This window comes from Nocardia sp. NPDC049707, assembly GCF_040674855.1.
Lineage (GTDB): Bacteria > Actinomycetota > Actinomycetes > Mycobacteriales > Mycobacteriaceae > Nocardia.
The window spans coordinates 85,120-106,507 of the sequence record NZ_JBFANN010000027.1; the positions used below are offsets into that span (position 1 = coordinate 85,120).

The 21,388-nt window shown below is 65.3% G+C and carries 24 protein-coding genes, 1 tRNA gene and 1 pseudogene; 10 read left to right on the forward strand and 16 right to left on the reverse strand.

What is annotated here, in order from left to right; all coding sequences use genetic code 11:
• The first annotated feature begins 146 nt into the window (after positions 1-146).
• The 5 genes and pseudogenes from AB0J29_RS23265 to AB0J29_RS23285 all read left to right on the forward strand — a co-directional run bounded on the left by AB0J29_RS23265 (position 147) and on the right by AB0J29_RS23285 (position 2,373).
• Positions 147-233: transfer RNA gene (locus AB0J29_RS23265), tRNA-Leu, on the forward strand.
• A gap of 299 nt (positions 234-532) precedes the next feature.
• Positions 533-703: pseudogene (locus AB0J29_RS23270) on the forward strand (hypothetical protein); the annotation flags it as partial.
• A gap of 8 nt (positions 704-711) precedes the next feature.
• Positions 712-981: a hypothetical protein gene (locus tag AB0J29_RS23275; RefSeq protein WP_364789885.1), complete on the forward strand. Its 270-nt coding sequence runs from the start codon at positions 712-714 to the stop codon at positions 979-981.
• Positions 982-1,225: 244 nt separating this feature from the next.
• Positions 1,226-1,849, forward strand: a complete 624-nt coding sequence (locus tag AB0J29_RS23280) for a low molecular weight phosphatase family protein (protein WP_364789798.1) — start codon at positions 1,226-1,228, stop codon at positions 1,847-1,849.
• 98 nt (positions 1,850-1,947) lie between these two features.
• Positions 1,948-2,373, forward strand: a complete 426-nt coding sequence (locus AB0J29_RS23285; protein ID WP_364789801.1) for a hypothetical protein — start codon at positions 1,948-1,950, stop codon at positions 2,371-2,373.
• 162 nt (positions 2,374-2,535) lie between these two features.
• Here AB0J29_RS23285 and AB0J29_RS23290 read toward each other — a convergent pair whose 3' ends face one another.
• The 11 genes from AB0J29_RS23290 to AB0J29_RS23340 all read right to left on the reverse strand — a co-directional run bounded on the left by AB0J29_RS23290 (position 2,536) and on the right by AB0J29_RS23340 (position 14,067).
• Positions 2,536-3,444: an acyl-CoA thioesterase II gene (locus AB0J29_RS23290; RefSeq protein ID WP_364789804.1), complete on the reverse strand. Its 909-nt coding sequence runs from the start codon at positions 3,442-3,444 to the stop codon at positions 2,536-2,538.
• An 82-nt stretch (positions 3,445-3,526) separates the two neighbouring features.
• Complete coding sequence (gene pyk, locus AB0J29_RS23295) at positions 3,527-4,945, reverse strand: pyruvate kinase (protein WP_364789807.1); 1,419 nt, start codon at positions 4,943-4,945, stop codon at positions 3,527-3,529.
• Between the two features lie 105 nt (positions 4,946-5,050).
• Positions 5,051-5,719, reverse strand: a complete 669-nt coding sequence (locus AB0J29_RS23300; protein WP_364504371.1) for an amino acid ABC transporter permease — start codon at positions 5,717-5,719, stop codon at positions 5,051-5,053.
• Between the two features lie 6 nt (positions 5,720-5,725).
• Positions 5,726-6,454, reverse strand: a complete 729-nt coding sequence (locus AB0J29_RS23305; RefSeq protein WP_364789873.1) for an amino acid ABC transporter substrate-binding protein — start codon at positions 6,452-6,454, stop codon at positions 5,726-5,728.
• Between the two features lie 229 nt (positions 6,455-6,683).
• Positions 6,684-7,166, reverse strand: coding sequence for a TM2 domain-containing protein (locus AB0J29_RS23310; protein ID WP_364789810.1), 483 nt, complete (start codon positions 7,164-7,166; stop codon positions 6,684-6,686).
• 150 nt (positions 7,167-7,316) lie between these two features.
• A complete protein-coding gene (lgt, locus tag AB0J29_RS23315) occupies positions 7,317-8,573 on the reverse strand; it encodes a prolipoprotein diacylglyceryl transferase (RefSeq protein WP_364789876.1) in 1,257 nt (418 codons plus the stop codon).
• A 95-nt stretch (positions 8,574-8,668) separates the two neighbouring features.
• On the reverse strand, positions 8,669-9,469 hold the full coding sequence (gene trpA / locus AB0J29_RS23320) for a tryptophan synthase subunit alpha (RefSeq protein ID WP_364789813.1): 801 nt from the start codon (positions 9,467-9,469) through the stop codon (positions 8,669-8,671).
• A gap of 73 nt (positions 9,470-9,542) precedes the next feature.
• Complete coding sequence (gene trpB, locus AB0J29_RS23325; protein WP_364789879.1) at positions 9,543-10,817, reverse strand: tryptophan synthase subunit beta; 1,275 nt, start codon at positions 10,815-10,817, stop codon at positions 9,543-9,545.
• Positions 10,814-11,632: an indole-3-glycerol phosphate synthase TrpC gene (gene trpC / locus AB0J29_RS23330; protein ID WP_364789816.1), complete on the reverse strand. Its 819-nt coding sequence runs from the start codon at positions 11,630-11,632 to the stop codon at positions 10,814-10,816. Before trpC ends, trpB begins: the two co-directional genes overlap by 4 nt.
• A gap of 129 nt (positions 11,633-11,761) precedes the next feature.
• Positions 11,762-12,514: a TIGR02234 family membrane protein gene (locus tag AB0J29_RS23335; protein WP_364789819.1), complete on the reverse strand. Its 753-nt coding sequence runs from the start codon at positions 12,512-12,514 to the stop codon at positions 11,762-11,764.
• Positions 12,511-14,067 carry an anthranilate synthase component I gene (locus AB0J29_RS23340; RefSeq protein WP_364789822.1) on the reverse strand — a complete coding sequence of 519 codons (1,557 nt, stop codon included), beginning with the start codon at positions 14,065-14,067 and terminating at the stop codon, positions 12,511-12,513. Before AB0J29_RS23340 ends, AB0J29_RS23335 begins: the two co-directional genes overlap by 4 nt.
• A gap of 267 nt (positions 14,068-14,334) precedes the next feature.
• On the opposite strand from AB0J29_RS23340, the gene AB0J29_RS23345 reads away from it, so the two are divergent.
• The 4 genes from AB0J29_RS23345 (at position 14,335) to AB0J29_RS23360 (ending at position 16,413) form a co-directional block, all read left to right on the forward strand.
• Positions 14,335-14,523, forward strand: a complete 189-nt coding sequence (locus AB0J29_RS23345) for a hypothetical protein (protein ID WP_364789825.1) — start codon at positions 14,335-14,337, stop codon at positions 14,521-14,523.
• A 90-nt stretch (positions 14,524-14,613) separates the two neighbouring features.
• Positions 14,614-15,078, forward strand: coding sequence for a peroxiredoxin (locus tag AB0J29_RS23350; RefSeq protein WP_364789828.1), 465 nt, complete (start codon positions 14,614-14,616; stop codon positions 15,076-15,078).
• 87 nt (positions 15,079-15,165) lie between these two features.
• On the forward strand, positions 15,166-15,738 hold the full coding sequence (locus AB0J29_RS23355; RefSeq protein WP_364789831.1) for a permease: 573 nt from the start codon (positions 15,166-15,168) through the stop codon (positions 15,736-15,738).
• Between the two features lie 234 nt (positions 15,739-15,972).
• On the forward strand, positions 15,973-16,413 hold the full coding sequence (locus tag AB0J29_RS23360) for a MarR family transcriptional regulator (RefSeq protein ID WP_364789834.1): 441 nt from the start codon (positions 15,973-15,975) through the stop codon (positions 16,411-16,413).
• Positions 16,414-16,444: 31 nt separating this feature from the next.
• Here the strand turns inward: AB0J29_RS23360 and hisI are convergent, their stop codons facing one another.
• The 5 genes from hisI to AB0J29_RS23385 form a co-directional block, all read right to left on the reverse strand.
• Positions 16,445-16,789 carry a phosphoribosyl-AMP cyclohydrolase gene (gene hisI / locus AB0J29_RS23365; protein WP_364789837.1) on the reverse strand — a complete coding sequence of 115 codons (345 nt, stop codon included), beginning with the start codon at positions 16,787-16,789 and terminating at the stop codon, positions 16,445-16,447.
• 708 nt (positions 16,790-17,497) lie between these two features.
• Positions 17,498-18,271 carry an imidazole glycerol phosphate synthase subunit HisF gene (gene hisF, locus AB0J29_RS23370; RefSeq protein ID WP_364789840.1) on the reverse strand — a complete coding sequence of 258 codons (774 nt, stop codon included), beginning with the start codon at positions 18,269-18,271 and terminating at the stop codon, positions 17,498-17,500.
• Positions 18,272-18,400: 129 nt separating this feature from the next.
• Positions 18,401-19,216 (reverse strand): inositol monophosphatase, encoded by an 816-nt coding sequence (locus tag AB0J29_RS23375; protein ID WP_364789843.1) that lies wholly within the window; start codon positions 19,214-19,216, stop codon positions 18,401-18,403.
• Between the two features lie 7 nt (positions 19,217-19,223).
• Positions 19,224-19,955 (reverse strand): bifunctional 1-(5-phosphoribosyl)-5-((5-phosphoribosylamino)methylideneamino)imidazole-4-carboxamide isomerase/phosphoribosylanthranilate isomerase PriA, encoded by a 732-nt coding sequence (priA, locus tag AB0J29_RS23380; RefSeq protein ID WP_364789846.1) that lies wholly within the window; start codon positions 19,953-19,955, stop codon positions 19,224-19,226.
• Positions 19,956-20,017: 62 nt separating this feature from the next.
• Positions 20,018-20,470 carry a MarR family transcriptional regulator gene (locus tag AB0J29_RS23385; RefSeq protein WP_364789849.1) on the reverse strand — a complete coding sequence of 151 codons (453 nt, stop codon included), beginning with the start codon at positions 20,468-20,470 and terminating at the stop codon, positions 20,018-20,020.
• Between the two features lie 100 nt (positions 20,471-20,570).
• Between AB0J29_RS23385 and AB0J29_RS23390 the strand changes: the two genes are divergently transcribed.
• Complete coding sequence (locus tag AB0J29_RS23390) at positions 20,571-21,080, forward strand: nuclear transport factor 2 family protein (protein ID WP_364789852.1); 510 nt, start codon at positions 20,571-20,573, stop codon at positions 21,078-21,080.
• The last annotated feature ends 308 nt before the right edge of the window (positions 21,081-21,388 follow it).

Sequence of the window (21,388 nt, forward strand, 5' to 3'; positions counted from 1 at the left end):
CCCACTGTCGCCATCGAGTGATGTAGAGAGTACCTTTCAGTTCCACACACAACCCATTTACCCTGCGCAAACCGGGCGACCGATCACTCCCGACCCAGCCCATTCGCGATTTTCGACAGTGACCCGCTATGCTTTCCCACCGGTGCGCCGATTTGGCGGAACTGGCAGACGCGACGGTCTCAAAAACCGTTGTCCGAAAGGACGTGTGGGTTCGAGTCCCACAATCGGCACCAGCTCGTAGTCGGCCCATGCCCATGGAGGGCTTGGGCCGATCTCGCTTCTTGGGGATGCAACTCCCAAACCCCGCCCAGCGAGGCTTCACCCCGCGGACCGCTGCCGCAGTCGTGTTAACGGCGGACGTCGCGCTACCGGCGCACGCCGAGGGGCGATCGAACTCGGACGCGGGCTACATCGTGTTTCCGACGTAGGGGGTTGCAATTGGGCAACCCGATGCGGAGGTGCCTCGATACGGGCGAACAGGACCACTGTCGATCTGTCCGGGTATCCAGATCTGGTCGTCATCCATCTCGGGATGCGGGTGCGTAAGCCGCCCGGGGGATCCTGCGGTTGCTCGGTATGGGCCCGAAACTGTGTCGGTCGCACAAGGATCGGCCGGATGGGCTGTTGGTCGCACGAGGACGTGATCTGGTGGCTGTTTCCGCCACATTGGGGCGCACGGCAGTATTGGCGGGATCTGGATTCACTGGAACGGTGGACACGCTCGGTGCCGCACCGGGATTGGTGGCAGAAGTTCCTGCGCGACTCCGGGGGACCGGGCTCTGGCATGAGGCCTACTTCATGCGTGGCGGTATCGATGCGATGTACGACGATATGGGAGCGGGTTCCGGACTGCCGCGGTTCGCACCCGTCGTGGACTCGCGCGGGCCGATGTTCTCGACGCGGGGGCGGGTGTACGGCGAGGCGGCCAAGGCGGCACCCGTGGTCGCCGAATCCGCTTACTACCGTGGCGAGTCCGAGTAAATCCGATCCCCAACGGTGGCAATACCGTGATGGTTGAAACCACTCGCGCCAGGTACCTTCGGCAGGACGCCCAGACCTCGATTACCGATCGGCCACCTAGCGACAACGCGTATCGAGCGTCTCTCTGAATACCGGGGCGTACTTCGTGTACGGCACTCGACCAACAGATGAATATGTGTTCCGTGGGCAGTGATTCGATGTCCACGGCCTTCTGATAGGCCCGTACGCGGCCTACCGTATCCGCATGCACGTCCTGTTCGTCTGCAACGGCAATGTCTGCCGTTCGGTAATCGCCGAGCGGCTCACCCGCGCCGTAGCGGTCGAATACAACCTGTTCCGACTAACCGCGGAGAGCGCGGGAACCCGTGCGCTGGTTGGCTTTCCGATCGAGCCGCTGGCCGCGCGTACCATCGAGGGGCTCGGCGCCAACGCCGACCATTTCCGGGCCCGCAAGCTCGTGCCCGAACTGATCGACCGCGCGGACCTGGTGCTCGCCATGACCGAGCAGATCCGGGACCAGGCGGCGCAGATGGGGTTCGGGGCTGGATCGCGCACCTTCACTTTGCTGGAAGCGCATCGCATCGCCAAGGTCACCGGCGCCGTGACCATCGCCGACCTGCACCGCGCCCGCCACGATCTCGCCCTCGTCGGCCGGGAGAATATCGCCGATCCGGTCGGACTCTCGGAGGCTGCATTCTGCGAAGTGGGTGACCGGATCGCCGAGGCATTGATGCCGCTACTGCTGGCGTTGGCGCCGAACGAGCAGCAGCAGCCCGTCGACGACGAGCGCCCCGGCTTGGTGGTCGCCCCCGGAGCGCGGGGGCCGGCGCCGCTGGCCACCTTCCTCGCCGCCCAGCGGATCCGGTGATATGCCGGGCCCGGTGTCCAATTAGTGGGTAAAGGGATTACACTCGCGCCGGGAATAACTTCCGCCGTTGATGGTTCGACACACGACAGGAATCAGACATGCCGAAACGAATTTCGGATGTTTCGCTCCATGTTTATGTGACACCGGATACCCTCGATCTCGTCGTCGATTCGGTACGCGAGGTGGTGGACGACCACCTCCAGGACCGTGATGTCTTCGCGTGGCGCTTCACATTGCCCGTCGAGTCCGACGCACCGGAGCATCTGCTACTCGAAACCCAGTGGCGGGTAGGCCATCCCGGCCAGGAGCACGGCGCCCGGCGCACCTATGAGATCGCACTCAGTCTGGTCGGGGCGCCGCGTGATCTGACAGCACCGAGCCTGAGCGCGCTGGAGAAGCGCCTGATGTTGGAAACCGCAAGCTGCCCAATGGATCTGGAGATCCCGCGGACCATCCGAATGCAGCGCCGGGACAGCTTCGACTTCGAAACCGAGCGCGAACGATTCCGCCTCCCCGGACCTTAGGTTCCCCCGCCTCCCCGCGCCTTTGCCGGTCGTAGATGGTTGGCTGAGTCGCATCGCGGGCCGACGGTTTGTTACCGAATCCAGTTCTGGGTGTACCCGATGAGTTACCCATGTGCTTGCGAAATCAGTTGTTACTGTCAGCAATGCACATGGGTACGGAGCTCATCCGCGGGACGGAAAGTGGCGGATGATGCCCTCTTGGACGGTGGTGGCAAGCAATTCGCCACTGCGGGAGAAGAATCGGCCGGTGGCAAGACCACGCGAACCGGCGGCCACCGGGGATTCGGTGGCGTAGAGCGCCCAATCGTCGAAGCGGAACGGGCGGTGGAACCAGATCGAATGATTGATCGTCGCGGCCACGATGCGGTCCAGGCCCCAGGACAGACCGTGCGTGGTGATGATCGAATCGAGCACCGTGGTGTCGGACGAATAACCAAGCGTCGCAACGTGAATCAGCGGATCGTCGGGCAGTCGGCCATCGGCCCGCATCCACACGCGGTTGTGATTGAGCCGCTCCCCCGTGCCCTTCAGGATCCAGGCCGGGTCATTGGTGTAGCGCATATCGATCGGATGCGGCGCGTTGACGAACATCTCCAGCTTGTCCTCCAAGCCTTCGAAGCTCTCCTCGACGCGCGGCAGCGTCTCCGGATCCGGTACCTCCGGCTGGGCGTGCGCATGCTCGAGCCCCTTGCCCCAATCCTGGAACGCGGCGAGCATGACGAACAGCTCCTGACCGTCCTGGGTCGCGGTGACCGTACGGTTGGCCAGTGAGCGTCCGTCGCGGTGGCGGTCGACCCGGTACTCGATCGGCTTCTTCACATCGCCACCACGCACGAAGTGCGCATTGACAGCGTGCAGCGGACGGTCACCGTCGACCGTCCGTCCCGCCGCCATGATCGCCTGCGAAACGAGCTGACCACCGAATGTGCGGCTCCAGACCTTCTCCGGATGCTGGCCGACGAAGATATCCTCGTCGACCTGTTCCAGATCGAGCAGTCCGAGCAGCACATCGAGGTCGGTACCCTCCGCTGCGGCCCCGAGGCCGACAGCGCCACCTAGCGAAGCGCTCACAACTGCGCCTCGCTGACGCTCGGCTCCATTGCGGCCGCTGGCGCTGCTGTGTTGTCGGTTCGTTCGCTGCGATCACTCACGGCTAATGGTCCTCCTCACCGATGCGGTGCACGTGGATCAAATTGGTGGAGCCGACAGTACCGGGCGGGGAGCCTGCCACGATTACCACCAGATCACCTTTTTGGTATCGCTCCATCGACAGAAGTGCTACATCCACCTGGTGGATCATCGCATCGGTGCTGTCCACCGTCGGGACAATGAAGGTTTCCGTGCCCCAGGTGAGCGACAGCTGGCTGCGCACTTCGGGAAGGGGGGTGAACGCCAGCAACGGCAGCGGGGTATGCAGACGGGCCAGACGGCGAACCGTATCGCCGGACTGGGTGAAGGCGACCAGCGCCTTGGCATTGAGCCGCTCGCCGATATCGCGAGCCGCATAGGAGATGACACCGCGCTTGGTGCGCGGCACATGGGTCAGCGGTGGCACCCGGGTGGATTCGGTCTCGACCGCGTGCACGATCCGCGCCATGGTGCGAACTGTCTCGATCGGGTACGCGCCGACCGAGGTCTCACCCGACAGCATCACCGCATCGGCGCCGTCGAGCACCGCATTGGCCACATCGGAGGCCTCGGCGCGGGTCGGGCGCGAGTTCTCGATCATCGACTCCAACATCTGGGTCGCGACGATGACCGGTTTGGCATTCTCGCGGGCCATCTGGATGGCCCGCTTCTGCACGATCGGCACCTGCTCGAGCGGCAGTTCGACGCCGAGGTCACCGCGGGCGACCATAACCGCGTCGAAGGCCAGCACGACGGCCTCGAGATTGTCGATGGCCTCGGGCTTCTCCAATTTGCCGATCACCGGAACGCGCCGGCCGACCCGGTCCATCACATCGTGCACCAGCTCGACATCCGCGGGTGAACGCACGAAGGACAGCGCGATGAAGTCGACGCCGAGCTTGAGCGCGAATTCCAGGTCCTCGATGTCCTTCGCCGACAGCGCGGGCACGGACACGTCCATACCCGGCAGCGAGACGCCCTTGTTATTGCTGACCGGTCCGCCCTCGGTCACCCGGCAGACGACATCGTTGCCGTCGACCCGAATGACCGTGACACCGACCTTGCCGTCGTCGATGAGCAGTCGGTCACCCGGTTTGGCGTCCTTGGCCAGCTCTTTGTAGGTAGTGGAGACGCGATCGTGGGTGCCCTCGATCTCGTCGACAGTTATGCGGACCTCTTCACCATTGGCCCAAACGGTCTTGCCCTCGGCGAAGCGCCCCAGCCGGATCTTCGGTCCCTGCAGGTCGGCGAGAATGCCGACCGCCCGGCCGATCAGGTCCGAGGCCTGTCGCACCTTCTTGTAGTTTTCGGCATGGTCGGAGTGTTCGCCATGGCTGAAATTCAGCCGCGCCACATCCATGCCACTCTCGACGAGTTCCCGAATACGTTCCTCGGTAGCGGTCGCTGGGCCGAGAGTGCACACAATCTTCGTCCGTCGCATCACGAGTAGAGCCTAGTCCCGCGCGGTATCCCCGGCCTGCTGTGGCCTCGGTGAAAGCTAGGTGAAATATATGTACGAAGGCTTAGCGGAAAGTACAAATGGGCCCCGTCAGCGTGCGACATGGCGGGACAGCCGAGTTTCCAGCCGGGTCTGGCCGAAGCCGAGGACCAGACAGATCACCCAGTAGTACAGCGCGGCGACGCCGTACAGGGCGAAGAAGTCGAATGTCGGGGCGGCGGCCAGCTGCGCGGTGCGCAGGAGTTCGGTCACCAAGATGGTCGAGGCCAGCGAGGTGTCCTTCACCAGGGAGATGAGAGTGTTGGACAACGGCGGCACCGCGATGCGGGCGGCCTGCGGCAAGATGATCAGCCGTAACTCCTGGGCATACGACATGCCGAGCGCCTTGGCCGCCTCCCACTGCCCCTCCGCGACGCTCAGGATCGCCGCGCGCACGACCTCGGCGGCGTAACCGCCGACATTGAGGCTGAAGGCGATCACCGCCGCCGGGAACGGATCGATGACGATATCGAACTGTGGCAGCGCGTAGAACACGATGAACAGCTGCACCAGCAGCGGTGTGCCCCGGATGATCGAGATGTAGAAGCGCGCGGGCGCCGAGACGAACCATAGCGGTGACATCCGAGCCAGCGCCACGAACAACGCGATGACCAGACCGATGACGAAGCTGATGGCGGTCAGCGGGAGGGTCTTGTCGATCGTGGCCTGCAGCATCGGCCACAGGTTGTGCCAGATCAGTTCCCTGGTTGCGGGATCCACGGACGGTTACTTGCTGACGTCGGTGCCGAAGTACTTTTCCGAGATCTTTGCCAACGTACCATCCGCGCTCAATGCTTCGAGGGCGGTATTGATCTGGCCGATCACGGCGTCGTCTTTGCGGGCGGCGAACGCCTGGTGGCTGACCTGCCCGGTCTTGACCGCGACCTTGACGCCGGCATCGCCGTTCTTCTTGGTGTACTCGAGAACCGCGAGGCTGTCGTTGACCGTGGCATCGATGCGGCCGGTCTTCAGCAACTGAATTGCCTGCACGAAGCCCTCCACCGCTTCGACCTTCGCACCCGCGCCCTGGGCGACCTTGGCCCAGTTGCTCGTCGCGGATTGCGCGGTGGTCTTGCCGTTGAGGTCGGCGAGCGAAGTGATGCCGGTGCTGTCCGCGCGGGTGACGATCACACCCTCGGAGGTGGTGTACGGCTGCGACAGCGAATACTTGGCCTTGCGCTCGTCGTTGACCGTCACCTGGTTGGCGACCAGGTCGAAACGCTTGGATTCCAGCCCCGCGAAGATCGCATCCCACGGCGTCTGCACGAACTCGACCTTCTTGCCGATCTTGTCCCCGACCGCCTGGATCACCTCGACGTCGTAGCCGGTGAGTTTGCCGTCCGAGCCCTGGTAGCTGAAGGGCGCGTAGGTACCTTCGGTGCCCACCTTCAGCACGTTCGGATCGCTGCTGCTGCCGCAAGCGGTGAGCCCGGTGGCGGCGACAATGGCGAGCATGGCGGCGGCGAACAACTTACGGCGCACGGAAGTCCCTCTCTTCGGTGTCTGGACGGTGAACTACATCCACACACGACACAAAACCCGGCTCACGCTACGCCAGGATGCTGCCGACCGACAGTATTGCGATCACCGTGCGCCGAATCCTCGCACAGCCCGCCGAAAATGGCGACGGCCCCGTCGCATCGTCATCCGATGCGACGGGGCCGTTGCCGGTAGTTCGCGGCGGTCAGTCGCGCAATGGCCGCCCGAGGCTGTCGGGCACCTTGCCGGTCAGCATCATGATGCCGTCGATCAGCGGCCAGATGCCGCCCAAGCCGCAGGTCAGCCAGGTGACCGCGATCTGCGCCACGGCAATGCCGGTGTGGCCGGTGTAGAAACGACCGATACCGAAGACGCCGAGGAAGATCTGCAGCAGACCCGCAGTCAGCTTCTGCTTATCCGAGAACGGCACGCCGAACGGGTCGCGACCGTAGGGCGCTTCCGGATCGTTCGGGTTGTAGCCGCCGCCCGGGTACGGCGGGGGCGGGTAACCGCCCGGTTGCTGACCGTAGGGATCGGGCTGGCCGTACTGCGGCTGCTGCTGGTTGTACGGATTCGACGGGTACTGCTGCCCGGGTGCTTCGGGCTGCTTGTTCAGGTCCGGCCCCGTCCCGGGCGGACCGTACTGGGGGCCGCCGAAGCCTGGCTGGTGCTGGTAGGGGTCGGTCACTAAATGTCCTCCATCATTTGTGCATTTCGACGGGCGCTCACCCGCCTCCCCGCGTATTTGCCGGGCAATTGGGCACCCGAAGGTACTGTGGCTGACACGCCGTCGCGTGTCTACTCGGTGCCCCAACGAGTTACCCGAGTCGTTACGGGATCAGTCGTCCTTTTTCGAGATTTCGACCTTGCCCTGCTCTGCGTCCGAGGTCTCGGACTCTGTTGAGTTATCGCCGGCGGTATCCGGTTCGTTGCCGGAGTTCTCGGATTTCGTCGAATCCGGCTTCTCCGTAGTGCTTTCGCCGACGGACGAGCCTGCCTTTTCGGACTCGTCCGTGATCTGCTTCGCCCCCTGCTGGTCCGGCAAGTCGTCCTCGTCGTCGGTTTCCGCGTCTTTGTCCGCGACGGCCTCCGCTTCATTCTGCTCGGCACTGCGCTTCGGCGGCACTGCTTCCGCCGCGGCGGCGGCCTTCGACGCGGCCTCGGATTCGGCGCCCGCCGCACGCAGTGCCCCGATCTGCCACGGCCATGGCCGCGCAACCGTCGACGGTTGCAGTTGATCGGCGGTCTCCCTGCCCTTGGTCGCGAAGACGAAATAGGCGACGGCGGCGAGGAATACGATTGCCGAGGTGAACGAGTTGATGCGGATGCCCGCGATCTTGGTCGCCTCGTCGTCGCGCAGCAGTTCGACAAAGAAGCGGCCGAGGCAGTACCCGGCGACATAAAGCGCGAACAGCCGGCCGTGCCCGATGCGGTAGCGCTTGTCGATCTGTACCAACAGCAGCACGATCAGCAGGTTCCAGATCATCTCGTACAGGAAGGTCGGCTGCACGACCTTGTCGACGACGCCGGTGGAGACGCCGTTCATCATGTCGAGCCTGCCCTGCTCGTCGAAACGCAGGTAGATCTCCAGACCCCACGGCAGATCGGTCTTGCGGCCGTAGAGCTCCTGGTTGAAGTAGTTGCCGAGCCGACCGATCGCCTGGGCCAGTAGAATCGGCGGCGCGATCGCATCGCCCAACGCGGGCAACGGAATTCGGTACACCCGGCAGCCGATCCAGGCGCCGACGCCGCCGAGGAAGACTGCGCCCCAGATGCCGAGGCCGCCCTGGTAGATTTTCAGCGCATCGATCGGATGGCCGTCGGCGCCGAAGTATTTCTGCCAGTCGGTGGCCACGTGATAGAGCCGCCCGCCGACCAGACCGAAGGGCACCGCGAACATCGCGATGTCGAGAATCGCCCCCTTCTGGCCGCCGCGCTCCTGCCAGCGCCGCTCACCCCACCAGATGGCGACGACAATGCCGGTGATGATGCACAGGGCATAGGCCCGTAACGGGAACGCACCGATATGCCATACGCCCTGGGACGGGCTGGGAATGTAGGCCAGCACATCAGCGGTGACGGCTCCGTTGCTCAGGACGCTGTCTGCGAGGACTCGTAAGGTCACGGCCCCAACCGTAGCGGAGCACGGCCACAGCGCGGGATTCGCGGTCGGCGTGGCCCGCTCGACGACTAGGAGGTGACGGTCGCGGAACGAACACCCTCGGCCAGTTCGGCCGTGAGGGTCCGTACCGCGTCGAGTCCCTGGGCTGCGGCGGTCACCAGTGCCGAACCGACAATGACTCCGTCTGCGTAGGAGGCGATTTCGGCCGCCTGCGCACCGTTGCGCACGCCGAGGCCGACACCGATCGGGATATCGGAGTGGGCGCGGATGCGCGCGCACAGCGCCGGAGCCGCGGAGGAAACCGCGTCACGGGCGCCGGTGACACCCATGGTCGAGGCCGCGTAGACGAACCCGCGGCTGGCCTCCAGCGTTTTGACCAGGCGCTCCTCGGTGGACGATGGTGCAACCAGGAAAATGCGGTCCAGATCGTGTGCGGCCGAGGCGATGAACCAGCTGTCGGCCTCTTCTGGGATGAGATTGGGGGTGATGATGCCGGACCCGCCCGCGGCAGCCAGATCGCGCGCGAAACGGTCGACGCCATACTGCAGCACCGGATTCCAGTAGCTCATCACGACGGCCTTACCGCCCGCCGCGGTGATCGCCTCGACCACCGAGAACACGTCACGCACCCGGACACCGCCGCGCAGCGCCTGATCGGCGGCGGCTTGGATGGTCGGTCCGTCCATCACCGGATCGGAGTAGGCGACGCCGACTTCGATGATGTCGCAACCGGATTCGACCATGGTGCGGCACACCTCGATCGAACCGGCCAGGTCCGGATAGCCCGCGGGCAGGTAGCCGATCAGTGCGGCCCGACCCTCCGCGCGGCAGGCGGCGAAGGTATTCGCAAGGCGAGACTGCTGGCTCACGACTGCGCCTCGCCGGCGCTCGGCTCCGTCGTCGTTGTGGACGCTGTGTTCATGGGTCGCTCGCTACGCTCACTCACTGGTGGCTCTCCTTGTCGGCAGCGTGGTCATCGAACAGCCCGAACCAACGTGCCGCCGTGTCCATATCCTTGTCGCCGCGCCCGGACAGGTTCACCAGGATGATCGCGCCCTTGCCCAGCTCCTTGCCGAGCTTCAGCGCACCGGCCACCGCATGTGCGGATTCGATCGCCGGGATGATGCCCTCGGCACGGCTGAGCAGCAGCAGCGCGTCCATCGCCTCGGCATCGGTGATCGGGTGATATTCGGCGCGACCGATGTCCTTGAGGTAGGCGTGTTCCGGACCGACACCCGGATAGTCCAAACCGGCCGAGATCGAATGCGATTCGATGGTCTGGCCGTCCTCGTCCTGCAGCAGGTACGAGTACGCGCCCTGAAACGCGCCGGGTGTGCCACCGGTGAAAGTCGCGGCGTGTCTCCCGGTTTCGACGCCGTCACCGGCCGCCTCGTAGCCGATCAGCCGCACGCCCGGATCGTCGATGAAGGGATGGAAGATGCCGATGGCGTTGGAGCCACCGCCGACGCAGGCGGTGACGGCATCGGGCAGTCGACCGGTGAGCGCCTGCACCTGCGCGCGAGCCTCCAGACCGACGATGCGCTGGAGGTCGCGCACCATCATCGGGAACGGATGCGGGCCCGCGGCGGTGCCGAAGCAGTAGTAGGTGGCGTCGGCATTGGTAACCCAATCGCGCAGCGCCTCGTTGATCGCGTCCTTGAGGGTCTGCGAACCGGTCCGCACCGAGATCACCTCGGCGCCCAGCAGCCGCATGCGGGCCACATTCAGCGCCTGGCGGGCGGTGTCGACCGCACCCATGTAGATGACGCAGTCCAGGCCGAGCAGTGCGCATGCCGTCGCGGTGGCGACGCCGTGCTGACCTGCGCCGGTCTCCGCGATCACCCGGGTCTTGCCCATGCGCTTGGCCAGCAACGCCTGGCCGAGCACGTTATTGATCTTGTGTGAACCGGTGTGGTTCAGGTCCTCGCGCTTGAGGATGATGCGCGCGCCATCGGCGTGCTCGGCGAGCCGCCGGCATTCGAAGATCGGCGACGGGCGTCCGGTGTAGTCGCGCTGCAGCCGGTCCAGTTCGTCGAGGAAGGCGGGATCGAGGCGACACTTCTCGTATTCGGCGGTAACCTCCTCGATCACCGCCATCAGCGCCTCCGGCACATGCCTACCGCCGTAAACGCCGAAGTGGCCACCCGGATCGGGCTCGTGGTCGCTGCGCTCGTGGATGCCGTCGGAGGCCTTGGGCAGTGCCGTCACCTTGGTCACCGGCCCCGCCGCGCGGGCTTCGGGCACGACGGGTGGGTGCCCGCGGTTACCAGTTCGGAAACGGCCGCGCGCGGGTCACCGCTGGTGACCAGCCCCTCGCCGACGAGCACGGCGTCCGCACCCGCACCGGCGTAGGCCAACAGGTCGGCGGTGCCGCGGATACCGGATTCGGCAATGCGGATGACTTCGGTGGGCAGACCGGGCGCAATCCGGGCGAAAACATCGCGGTCGACCTCGAGGGTCTTGAGGTTGCGGGCGTTCACGCCGATCACGGAGGCGCCGGCCTCGAGCGCGCGGTCGGCCTCTTCCTCGGTGTGCACCTCGACCAGGGCGGTCATGCCGAGCGATTCGGTGCGGTCGATCAGCGAACTCAGCACATCCTGCTCCATGGCGGCCACGATGAGCAGGATGACGTCGGCGCCGTGCGCACGGGCCTCGTGGATCTGATAGGGCCCGACGACGAAATCCTTGCGCAGGATCGGGATGTTCACGGAGGCGCGGACCGCGTCCAGATCGTCGAGCGACCCGTGGAAGCGGCGGCTCTCGGTGAGCACGCTGATAATGCGCGCTCCGCCGTCCTCATAGGACTTGGCCAGACTCGCCGGGTCCGGGATGTCCGCGAGGTCCCCCTTGGACGGGCTGGCCCGCTTGACCTCGGCAATGACGCCGATGCCGTCTTCGAGGAGCGCGGCGCGGGCGTCCAGCGGCGCGGGCGCGGCGCCCGCGGCCGCTTTGATCGCCGGGAAGTCCAGAAGGGCTTCCCGAGCGGCCACATCCGCGCGGACCCCGTCGAGAATCGAGTCGAGTACCGTCATCTGGCTCGAATCCTTTCTGGGGAGACGGACTTGCTGCCTGAGAATGCCCCCAGGCGCTGTCTCACCGATGCTGTCAAAGAATAAATGGCTGCTTGTGGCGCAACTCCGCCGGGGTTTGTAGTCACCTGCTCAGACACCTCGATGCCCTTGTTTCCCCTGATCATGATCGGCGGAATCGTCGGTGGCCGAAGTGGGCCGATCCGCTTCCTCGGTTGGATCGGTGCCCGCGTCCAACGCATCCCAGAGCACGCGCTCGGACAGCCGCCCCATATCACCCGCCGGCTGGTCGGTCCGCTGACGCGTCACCTGTTCGGTGGCGGCGGCCTTGCGGAAGACCGGATTGTCGTACTTGCCGGACAGGCGGGCGGCATCCTCTGACATGCGGGCCAGCAGGACACCGGCAGCGAAGGCCGCCAGCGCTCCCAGCAGCGAAAGTACGGCAGGAAATTGGGAGGTGACCACCTCGGTGACCGTCGCGCGACCGGGCAGCTCCGCCAGGGCGGCGGCGCGGGCCGCGGTCGCGCCGGATCTCGTCAGCAGCGCGAAGCCGGGAACGGCCGTCACCGCGGCGACCAAACCGATCAGGACGCCGAACATGCGCCGCAGCCAACCGCGAGTCGCCAGCACCGCGGCGATGGCGGCCAGCAGTACCAGGGCCAGTGGCGTGAGGGCGCCGAACCAGACACCGCCGTCGAGTTTGTCGGTGCGCGGTTCGGTCAGACCGTCAGTGGATGAGACAGTTACCCACGTCATCCGGGAAGAGCCCCACAGTGCCGCCGCCGCGATGGCGAGCAGCACGATCGCGCCAACCGGATACTTACGCTTCGTGGTCTGCGCGTCCGGGGTGGACGGATCGGTATCGAGGGGTTCCGAATCGGTCATTCCGCACTGCCGTCCGCAGATGTCGGCCCGCGGTATGCCCGAACAGTTTTCGCGGCCGCCACCGCCCGTAAGACCGCCATGGCCTTATTGCGGGATTCGACGTCCTCGTAATCCGGATCCGAATCCGCGACGATCCCCGCACCCGCCTGCACGTAGGCGGTGCCGTCCTTCAGCAGTGCGGTACGGATGGCGATCGCGGTATCCGCATCACCCGCGAAGTCGAGATAGCCGACGACGCCGCCGTAGACGCCGCGGCGGGTCGGCTCGAGTTCCTCGATGAGCTCCATCGCGCGCACCTTCGGCGCACCGGACAGCGTGCCTGCAGGGAAGCAAGCACTGACCGCGTCCAGTGCGATCTTGCCGGGCGCGAGACGGCCCGAGACCGTCGAGACCAGATGCATGACGTGGCTGTAGCGCTCGATGTGCCGATACTCGGTGACGCGCACCGTGCCCGGCTGGCAGACCCGGCCTAGATCGTTGCGGCCGAGGTCGACGAGCATCAGATGCTCGGCATTCTCCTTCTCGTCGGCCAGCAACCCCTTCTCCAGCAGCAAATCGTCCTCCTCGGTGGCGCCACGCCACCGGGTGCCCGCGATCGGATGTGTCGTCGCGACCCCCTCTTTCACGGTCACCAACGATTCCGGGCTGGAGCCAACGATGGAGAATGCCGTGCCGCCGTCGCCGTCGGGGATATGGATCAGATACATGTATGGACTCGGATTGGCGGCGCGCAGCATCCGGTAGAGGTCCAAAGGCGCACCGTCGTAGTCCATTTCGAAGCGCTGCGAGAGCACCACCTGGAAGGCCTCGCCCGCCTCGATCTCCTTGACCAGGCGGCGCACGCCCGCGCCGAATTCTTCGGTGGTGCGACGGCGGATGTAGTCCGGCTCGGGCTGATCGAAGACCGACACCGTGGACTCCGAGGGTGCGGCCAGCGCGGCGGTCATCCGGTCCAGCCGGGCGACGGCATCGTCATAGGCCTCGTCGACCCGTTCGGAGGTGCCGTTCCAGTTGACCGCATTGGCAATGAGCGTGATCGCACCCTCATGGTGATCGAAGGCCGCGAGATCGGTGGCGAGCATCAGCACCATCTCGGGCAGTTGCAGATCGTCGACGGCGAGGGTGGGCAGCCGCTCGATCCGGCGCACCGCGTCATAGCCCAGGTAGCCGACCATGCCGCCGGTCAGCGGGGGCAGACCGGGCAGCCGCTCGGTCTGCAGTAGTTGCAGGGTTTCGCGCAGGGCCACCAGCGGATCGCCGCCGGAGGGCGCGTCCGCGGGGGTGTGGCCGAGCCAGGCCGCCGTACCGTCGACGACCGTCAGCGCCGAGGGACTGCCCGCACCGATGAACGACCAGCGCGACCAGGACCGCCCGTTCTCCGCGGACTCGAACAGGAAGGTACCGGCCCGATCCGCGGCCAACTTGCGGTAGGCCGACAGCGGGGTTTCGGAGTCCGCCAGCACCTTTCGGGTCACGGGGACCACCCGATGCTCCGCGGCCAGTGAGTGGAACTGTTCGCGGGTCGTGGTGGTGGGAGTGGACACGCCAGGCATGAGTCCATCATCCCAGGCGGCACCGACAGCCTTGTCGGCGCGTCCCACCCTTCTGAACCAACTGTCCGGTTCCCACATGCTGGGGAGACTGGTGACAGCCGTCACTACACTCGCCCCGTTCGATCTCATACGCGGTACCCATTTCTGATGTACCCCTCGCAACCAGGTGCACCGGACGGGCGGCACGCCGCCGGCTCCGGTCTGCACGGTCAGCCCCCGCGGATGGTCGGCCGGCATTCGCTGGGCGGACCACCGAGCTCAAACCAAGTGAACGCGCTAGCTTCCTTCGTCACCTATGCGAAGGCATTGGAAGCCCTGGACAAGCACCACTTTCCGGATGAATATGCCACCCACAGCGACCGGATCAGGGAACTCAGGCCGCTCCTGCGCGCACACGGAATTCTCGATGTCATGGAAATCAAAAATCCAGAGGTCGCCGCGCTCATCGGCGCTTAGTCGTGATAAGAACCCGTCATTCCGGTCCCCGGTATGACGAGACCGAGCGCGGGGCGGCAAACCGACCTCGCGCCCGGTACTGTCCACACTATGCAGGCAGGCCAGCTCGCTCCGGAGTTCGAGCTTCCCGATCAATCCGGCACACCGCGTTCGCTCGAAGCGCTGCTCGCGAACGGTCCGCTGGTGCTGTTCTTCTACCCGGCCGCGAATTCGCCGGTCTGCACAGCGGAGGCGTGCCACTTCCGTGATGTGTCGGCCGAATTCGCGGCACTGGGCGCGTCGTGCGTCGGCATCAGCACCGACGGCGTCGACACCCAGGCCGGATTCGCGTCCGAACAGAACCTCGGTTATCCGTTGCTATCGGATGCCGACGGCACGGTCGCCTCGGCATTCGGGGTGAAGCGCGGACTGCTCGGCAAGCTCGCACCGGTCAAGCGCCAGACGTTCGTGATCGACCGGGATCGCAAAGTCGCCAAGGTGGTCACCGGCGAGTTGCGGGCCAATGTGCACGCGGACGAGGCGCTGAAGTTCCTACGCGAGCGCGCTCTGCAATAGCCCTATTGCCGATACCGCGCCACCCCGCACGAAAAACGCCAGGTCCATCGCCGTTGAACTTCTGATTGCCGGGCATACGCTGGATTCATGACTTCGAGCGAGGTTCGGCCGGACGGGCAGAAATCCACGCTGGCCACGTGGCGCACGCGGATCATCGGCGCACTGGCGGTCATCGCCCTACTGATCGTCGCCTACTTCATTCTGGCGGCGTTTATTCCACGCTGGTGGGCGCAGCGCATCGCCGAGCTGGTCAGTGGGAGTTTCAGCAAAGGCATCGGCTGGGGTCTGGCATTCGGCTTACTCGGCACCGCGATCCCGTTGTTCCTCCTTCTGCTCGGCACCCTGATCTGGAAGCGGCGAGCCGGCAAATTCATCGCGGGTGCCGCCGTATTGCTCGCGGTGATCGTCGCGATTCCGAATCTGATGACACTATCGATCGTGCTCGGCAACAATGATGCCGCACATGCCGGCGAACGGATTCTGGACGTCGACGCGCCCGCCTTCCGTGGCGCGTCACTGGCCGGCGCCATCGTGGCGCTCGCGACATTCCTCACCGCGGTGGGCCTGATCGGGCGAGGACGATGGCGGCGCAAGCATCCAGGTAAGCCCGCAGCGCCGACACCGCCCGCCGCCACTTCGCAAACGCCGACGGCTACCTAGGGACACGTCATCGACAAGCCATTCGGCTCTGTGAGTGACCTCACGTCGCGAACCAAGTTCATGACGGTCGAGCGAAGTCGTGGCAAACTCATTTACGCGAGTGACCGTGAACACGCCTTTCATTAATCGCTAGGTTCGCTAACAAGAAGACGTCACTTGGCTCGAAAGAAGGCACCAGTGACGAAGTGGCTCGACCCGGACGAACAACGAGCTTGGCGCGCAATCGTAGCGCTGATGACACGTCTACCAGGCGCTCTGGATACCCAGCTGCAGCGCGAGTCCGGGCTGACGCATTTCGAATACTGGGTACTCACGCTGTTATCCGAGGAGCCAGGCCACCGGCTGCAGATGAGTGACCTTGCCCACAAAGCAAATGCATCGCTATCACGACTGTCCCATGTGGTGTCGAAGCTGGAGCGAATGGGCTGGGCACAACGGTCAGCAACCACCGGCCGCCGCGGCGTGCATGCCGTGCTCACCGACGACGGTTACTCGAAGGTCGTCCAGGCGGCGCCCGGCTATCTGGATGCGGTGCGGCAGTTGGTATTCGACGGTCTCGATGCCGCACAGACGGTGCAGCTCGCCGACCTCAGCGAGCTGCTCGTCAGGCAGCTCGGCGACACGCTGAGCCAGTCCAACAGCAGGTCACCGGCGATCGAGGAGCGCGACGAGTAGCCGAATCCGTCGCGGGCGCGCGAGTTTCCGCTCAGGTATCGGCGAGCAGTAGATCGGAATCGAAGCAGGTGTGCGTGCCGGTGTGGCAGGCCGCGCCCGCCTGGTCGACGACAAGCAGGATTGTGTCGCCATCGCAGTCGAGGCGCACCTCGTGCACGTACTGAGTGTGGCCGGAGGTTTCGCCCTTGACCCAGTACTGCTGACGGGAACGCGAATAGTAGGTCGCCTTGCGGGTTTCCAGCGTGCGGGCCAGCGCCTCGTCGTCCATCCAGGCAACCATCAGCACATCGCCGGTGCCGCGCTCCTGCGCGACCACGGCGACGAGTCCGGCGTCATTGCGCTTGAGCCGGGCGGCGATGGCGGGGTCGAGAGTCATATCACCGTTATACAGGGGGCTCCGCGCCGGAACACATCGTGTACTGCCGAAACACCGCCCGACGCGATAGGTCCTACTCCTCCGGCAGCGGAATCAGTTCGAGATGTTCGGCCACCGACTTTTTGGCGCAGGCGGCCCGGCCGGTGACCAAGTTCACCCCGCCGCTGTGGGCAACCAGCCATTTGCCACAGACGCAACGTAGATAGCGAATCGAACCATGTGTCGACACCAGTATCGGCGATGGCCAGGAACATGCGGGACACGTGGCGGACATGGTCGCTAAGCCTGGGTAACTGTCGGACAGATAGCAATCACCGCTACGGCGTGGCGGCCGAACTATCCGAAAGAATCTCCAGCTGTGCGAGTGCGATTCAGCTCGCCGAGGACCTGTCAGGTGCGTCACGATCGGCTGCGGAGGCCGGATCTGTTTGGGCGACAACGACATCGGTCGCACCCGCTTCGAGACCGAACCACAGCGAACACAGCCCGACCCCGGCAGCCTCCCGCCCCAACACACAACACTGTCCACCACATTGTCGGCAACATCAAGGGCGAACGGAGACAACTCAATCCCGACACTCACGCCCCTTGCAACCCACCCCACGCCACCCATTCTCCAGTCTGACTGGGCTGTCACATATCTGCTGACAACCTTGCGGAGGCTATACCTTGCGAGGCAGTCACTGGTTATGAGCCAGCGTGGGGCGGCTAGCGGACGACGATTTGTTCGGCGCGCATGGCGGCTTTTACTTGGGGGATGGTGAGGTCGCCGAAGTGGAAGACGCTGGCGGCCAAGACCGCGTCCGCGCCGGCCTGGACGGCGGGGGCGAAGTGCTCGACGGCACCGGCACCGCCGCTAGCGATCACCGGCACCGAGACCGCTTCGCGGACGGCCTTGATCATGGGCAGGTCGAAGCCCGTCTTGGTGCCGTCGGCATCCATCGAGTTGAGCAGGATCTCGCCGACGCCGAGTTCGGCTCCGCGCACAGCCCATTCGATGGCGTCGATACCGGTGCCGCGCTTACCACCATGCGTCGTGACCTCCCAGCCGGAGGGTGTGTCGGGCTGACCGTCCGGAACGGTGCGGGCATCCACCGACAGGACGATGCACTGGGAGCCGAAGCGCTCCGACATTTCCCGCAAGACCTCGGGGCGCGCGATGGCGGCGGTGTTCACCGACACCTTGTCCGCACCCGCACGCAGCAGCCGATCGACATCCTCGACCGTGCGTACACCGCCGCCGACAGTGAGCGGGATGAAGATCTGCTCGGCCGTGCGGGTCACCACATCGATCATGGTGCCGCGGTCGCCGGTGGAGGCGGTGACGTCGAGGAAGGTCAGCTCGTCCGCGCCTTGCAGGTCGTAGGCTGCGGCCAGTTCGACAGGATCGCCCGCGTCCCGGAGGTTTTCGAAGTTGACGCCCTTGACCACCCTGCCCGCGTCGACATCCAGGCACGGAATCACGCGTACCGCCAATGTCATCAGCTCACCTTCCTTCGAATCATGCTGTGTTTACCCACCCCGCCGGCTCCGCCGGCTGCCATCCCCCGGTGTTCACCCGCCCCGCCGGCTCCGCCGGCTGCCATCCCCCAGGGTCCTTCGTGCGCAGCCTCACGCATCGTCGGCGACCGTGCAAATCATTTCGAGCAGCTCCTCGTGCACCCCCGGCGCGGCGGCAAGCACCGAACCCGAGGTGATGGTCCACGGTTCCCCCGCCAGGTCGGTGACCACCCCGCCCGCCGCGCGTACCAGTGCAACGCCTGCGGCGTTGTCCCACGGATGGTGCCCGAAGACGATCGCGCCGCCGAGCACACCCGCTGCGGTGAACGCGAGGTCGATGCCGGTGGAACCATGCATGCGCACCCGCGAGGACAGTCGGCTCAGCGGACCGAGCAGGTCGAAGCGGAATCGGCCGGGAATGCGTCCGGCCGAGTCCACATTGAACGCACCGAAGCCGATCATCGCCTCACCCAGCTTCCCGTGCGGCAGGCGCGGCAGCGGTTGGCCGTTGAGCAGCACCGGACCGTCGATGGCCGCCACATAACGCTGGCCGAGCAATGGCAGCCAGGTCAGTCCGAGCAACGGCTCCCCGTTGTGCACCAGCGCGAGCAGCATGCCCGAAAGGGGGTGTCCCGATGAGTAATTGAAGGTGCCATCGATTGGATCGAGCACCCACGCCGTTCCCGAAGTGAGCTGCGGACCGCCGAATTCCTCACCGTGCACCTCGATTCCGGTGCGCTGCTCGAGCTGGGCGGAGATGGTGCGCTCCAACTCCAGATCGAGTTCGGTCGCGAAGTCGTTGCGGCCCTTGGCCACCACGCTCGGCGCGCCGACCCCCTCGACGAAACGCGGGCTTGCCGCATCGAGGATTTCGCCGGCGACGTCGATCAGGGCCGGTAATTCGGTGTCGAGGCGGTTGGCGGTCATCGAATCGTCAGCGGACCGCGGCCAACGCCTCGGGCAGCGTGAAGCGGCCCGCGTAGAGCGCCTTGCCGACAATCGAACCCTCGACACCCTCGGGCACCAGTTCGGCGATGGCGATCAGATCCTCGATGGTGGAGACGCCACCGGAGGCGATGACCGGCGCGTCGGTGGCAGAACAGACATCGCGCAGCAGCTCCAGGTTGGGGCCGGTGAGGGTGCCGTCCTTGGTCACGTCGGTGACCACGTAGCGCGAGCAACCGTCGCGCTCGAGGCGTTCGAGCACCTCCCACAGATCGCCGCCGTCACTGACCCAACCACGGCCACGCAGCCGATGTTCGCCGTCGACGATCCGCACGTCCAGACCGACGGCAATGCGCTCACCGTGCTTGGCGATGGCGCGGGCACACCACTGCGGATCCTCCAGAGCGGCGGTGCCGAGATTCACCCGGGCACAGCCGGTACCCAGCGCGGCTTCCAGGGATTCGTCGTCGCGGATGCCGCCGGACAGCTCTACCTGGACATCGAGTTCGCCGACGACCTTGGCCAGCAGTTCCCGATTGGAACCACGGCCGAATGCCGCATCGAGATCGACCAGATGCACCCACTCCGCCCCAGCCTCCTGCCAGGCGAGTGCCGCGTCGCGCGGGGAGCCGTAGTTGGTTTCGCTGCCCGCCTCCCCCTGAACCAGGCGCACGGCCTCTCCATTGGCGACATCGACAGCAGGTAGCAGCACAAGACTCACGGATGCAGCTTAGTTGCTCGCTCCGCGCGCCCTACCCCCGGCCTGCGGAAATAATGGCCCGATCACCCCTGCACCCGATCATCGAGGATCCGGGTGAGCAGCCGGACGAGTTCACGGCGCTCGGCGGCCGAAAGGGCGGCGAGCAGTTCGTCCTGGGCACCCTCGATTCGTTGGTCCAGTTCGTCCAGGTGACGGGTGCCCACCTTGGTGATGGTGACGATATTGCGGCGACGGTCGCTCGGATCCGGGGTGCGTTCGATCAAGCCACGTTCGGCCAGATCGTTCAGCGCGGCGACGATATCGCTGCGATCGATGCGGGTGCGACGGCCGAGATCGGCCTGGCTGGCGGGGCCGAATTCGCCCAGCGTGCTGAGCAGGGCGTAGTGGTAGTGGCGGGATCCGGTTGCTTCGAAGGCGCGTTCGGTCGCCCGGTTGGCGAGGATGGCCACCTGGTTGACCAGTCGGGTGGGCAGGGCGCGCAGCCTGCCCGGTGTGTCCTCGTGCGCGATCTCCATGAGAGCAATGTAGCAAGACTTGTTGGTCGCACCCACAATCAGTTATCGTTGGCCTCACCAACGTTGGAGTGACCAACGTGTAGTTCGAAAGGTTTTTCCGATGAGCAAGATCCGTCGCTTCCTCCCCCTCGCCGCACTGCCGCTGGCGCTGCTCGCCGCCTGCACCACCGCCACCAGAGACGACACCCACCGGCTCCGTGAACTGGTGGACCGCGACGAGATCACCGGGCTGGTCAACCAATTGGGCCGTGCCCTGGACGAAGGACGCTTCGACGACTTCCACACGATCTACACCGCCGACGCGACCGCGAAAACTCCCGGCGGCCAAGCCGAGGGTCGTGCCGCGCTCATCGCGCAGGCGAGCCGGAATCACTCCGATGACGAGCGCATTCAGCACTTCATCACCAATGTGATGATCGATCTGCACGGCGATACCGCAGAGGTGCGGGCGAATCTCATCGCCACCTTCACGCCTGCCACGACAGCCGTGCCGGAGCCGCAGTACACCCTCGGCGAGATCTACCGCTTCGACGCGGTTCGCTTGGCGGAGGGCTGGCGGCTGTCACGGGTAGAAACGACGCCACTGTGGGCCACGGATACTCGCCCCTAGCCCGGTTGCGCGAACCGCGTGTCGCGCCATGGCGAAAACCCATGTGCGATAACAACTCGGCATGGCGGCGACTGCGGTATTCGCGGTCACGAGGGCGGCCGCAATCCGAATCCACTCGCCTACCTGGAATTCGGTTGCCACACTGTCGATTTCGGTAAGCCGATACGAAGCACCAGATATGCGGAAGGCCCCCAACAACAGTTGGGGGCCTTCCGCATAGATATAGGTGTGTAAACGACGATAGGGGACCCAAATTGTGGGTCCCCTATCGTGAAGGATGTTCCGGCGGTGTCCTACTCTCCCACACC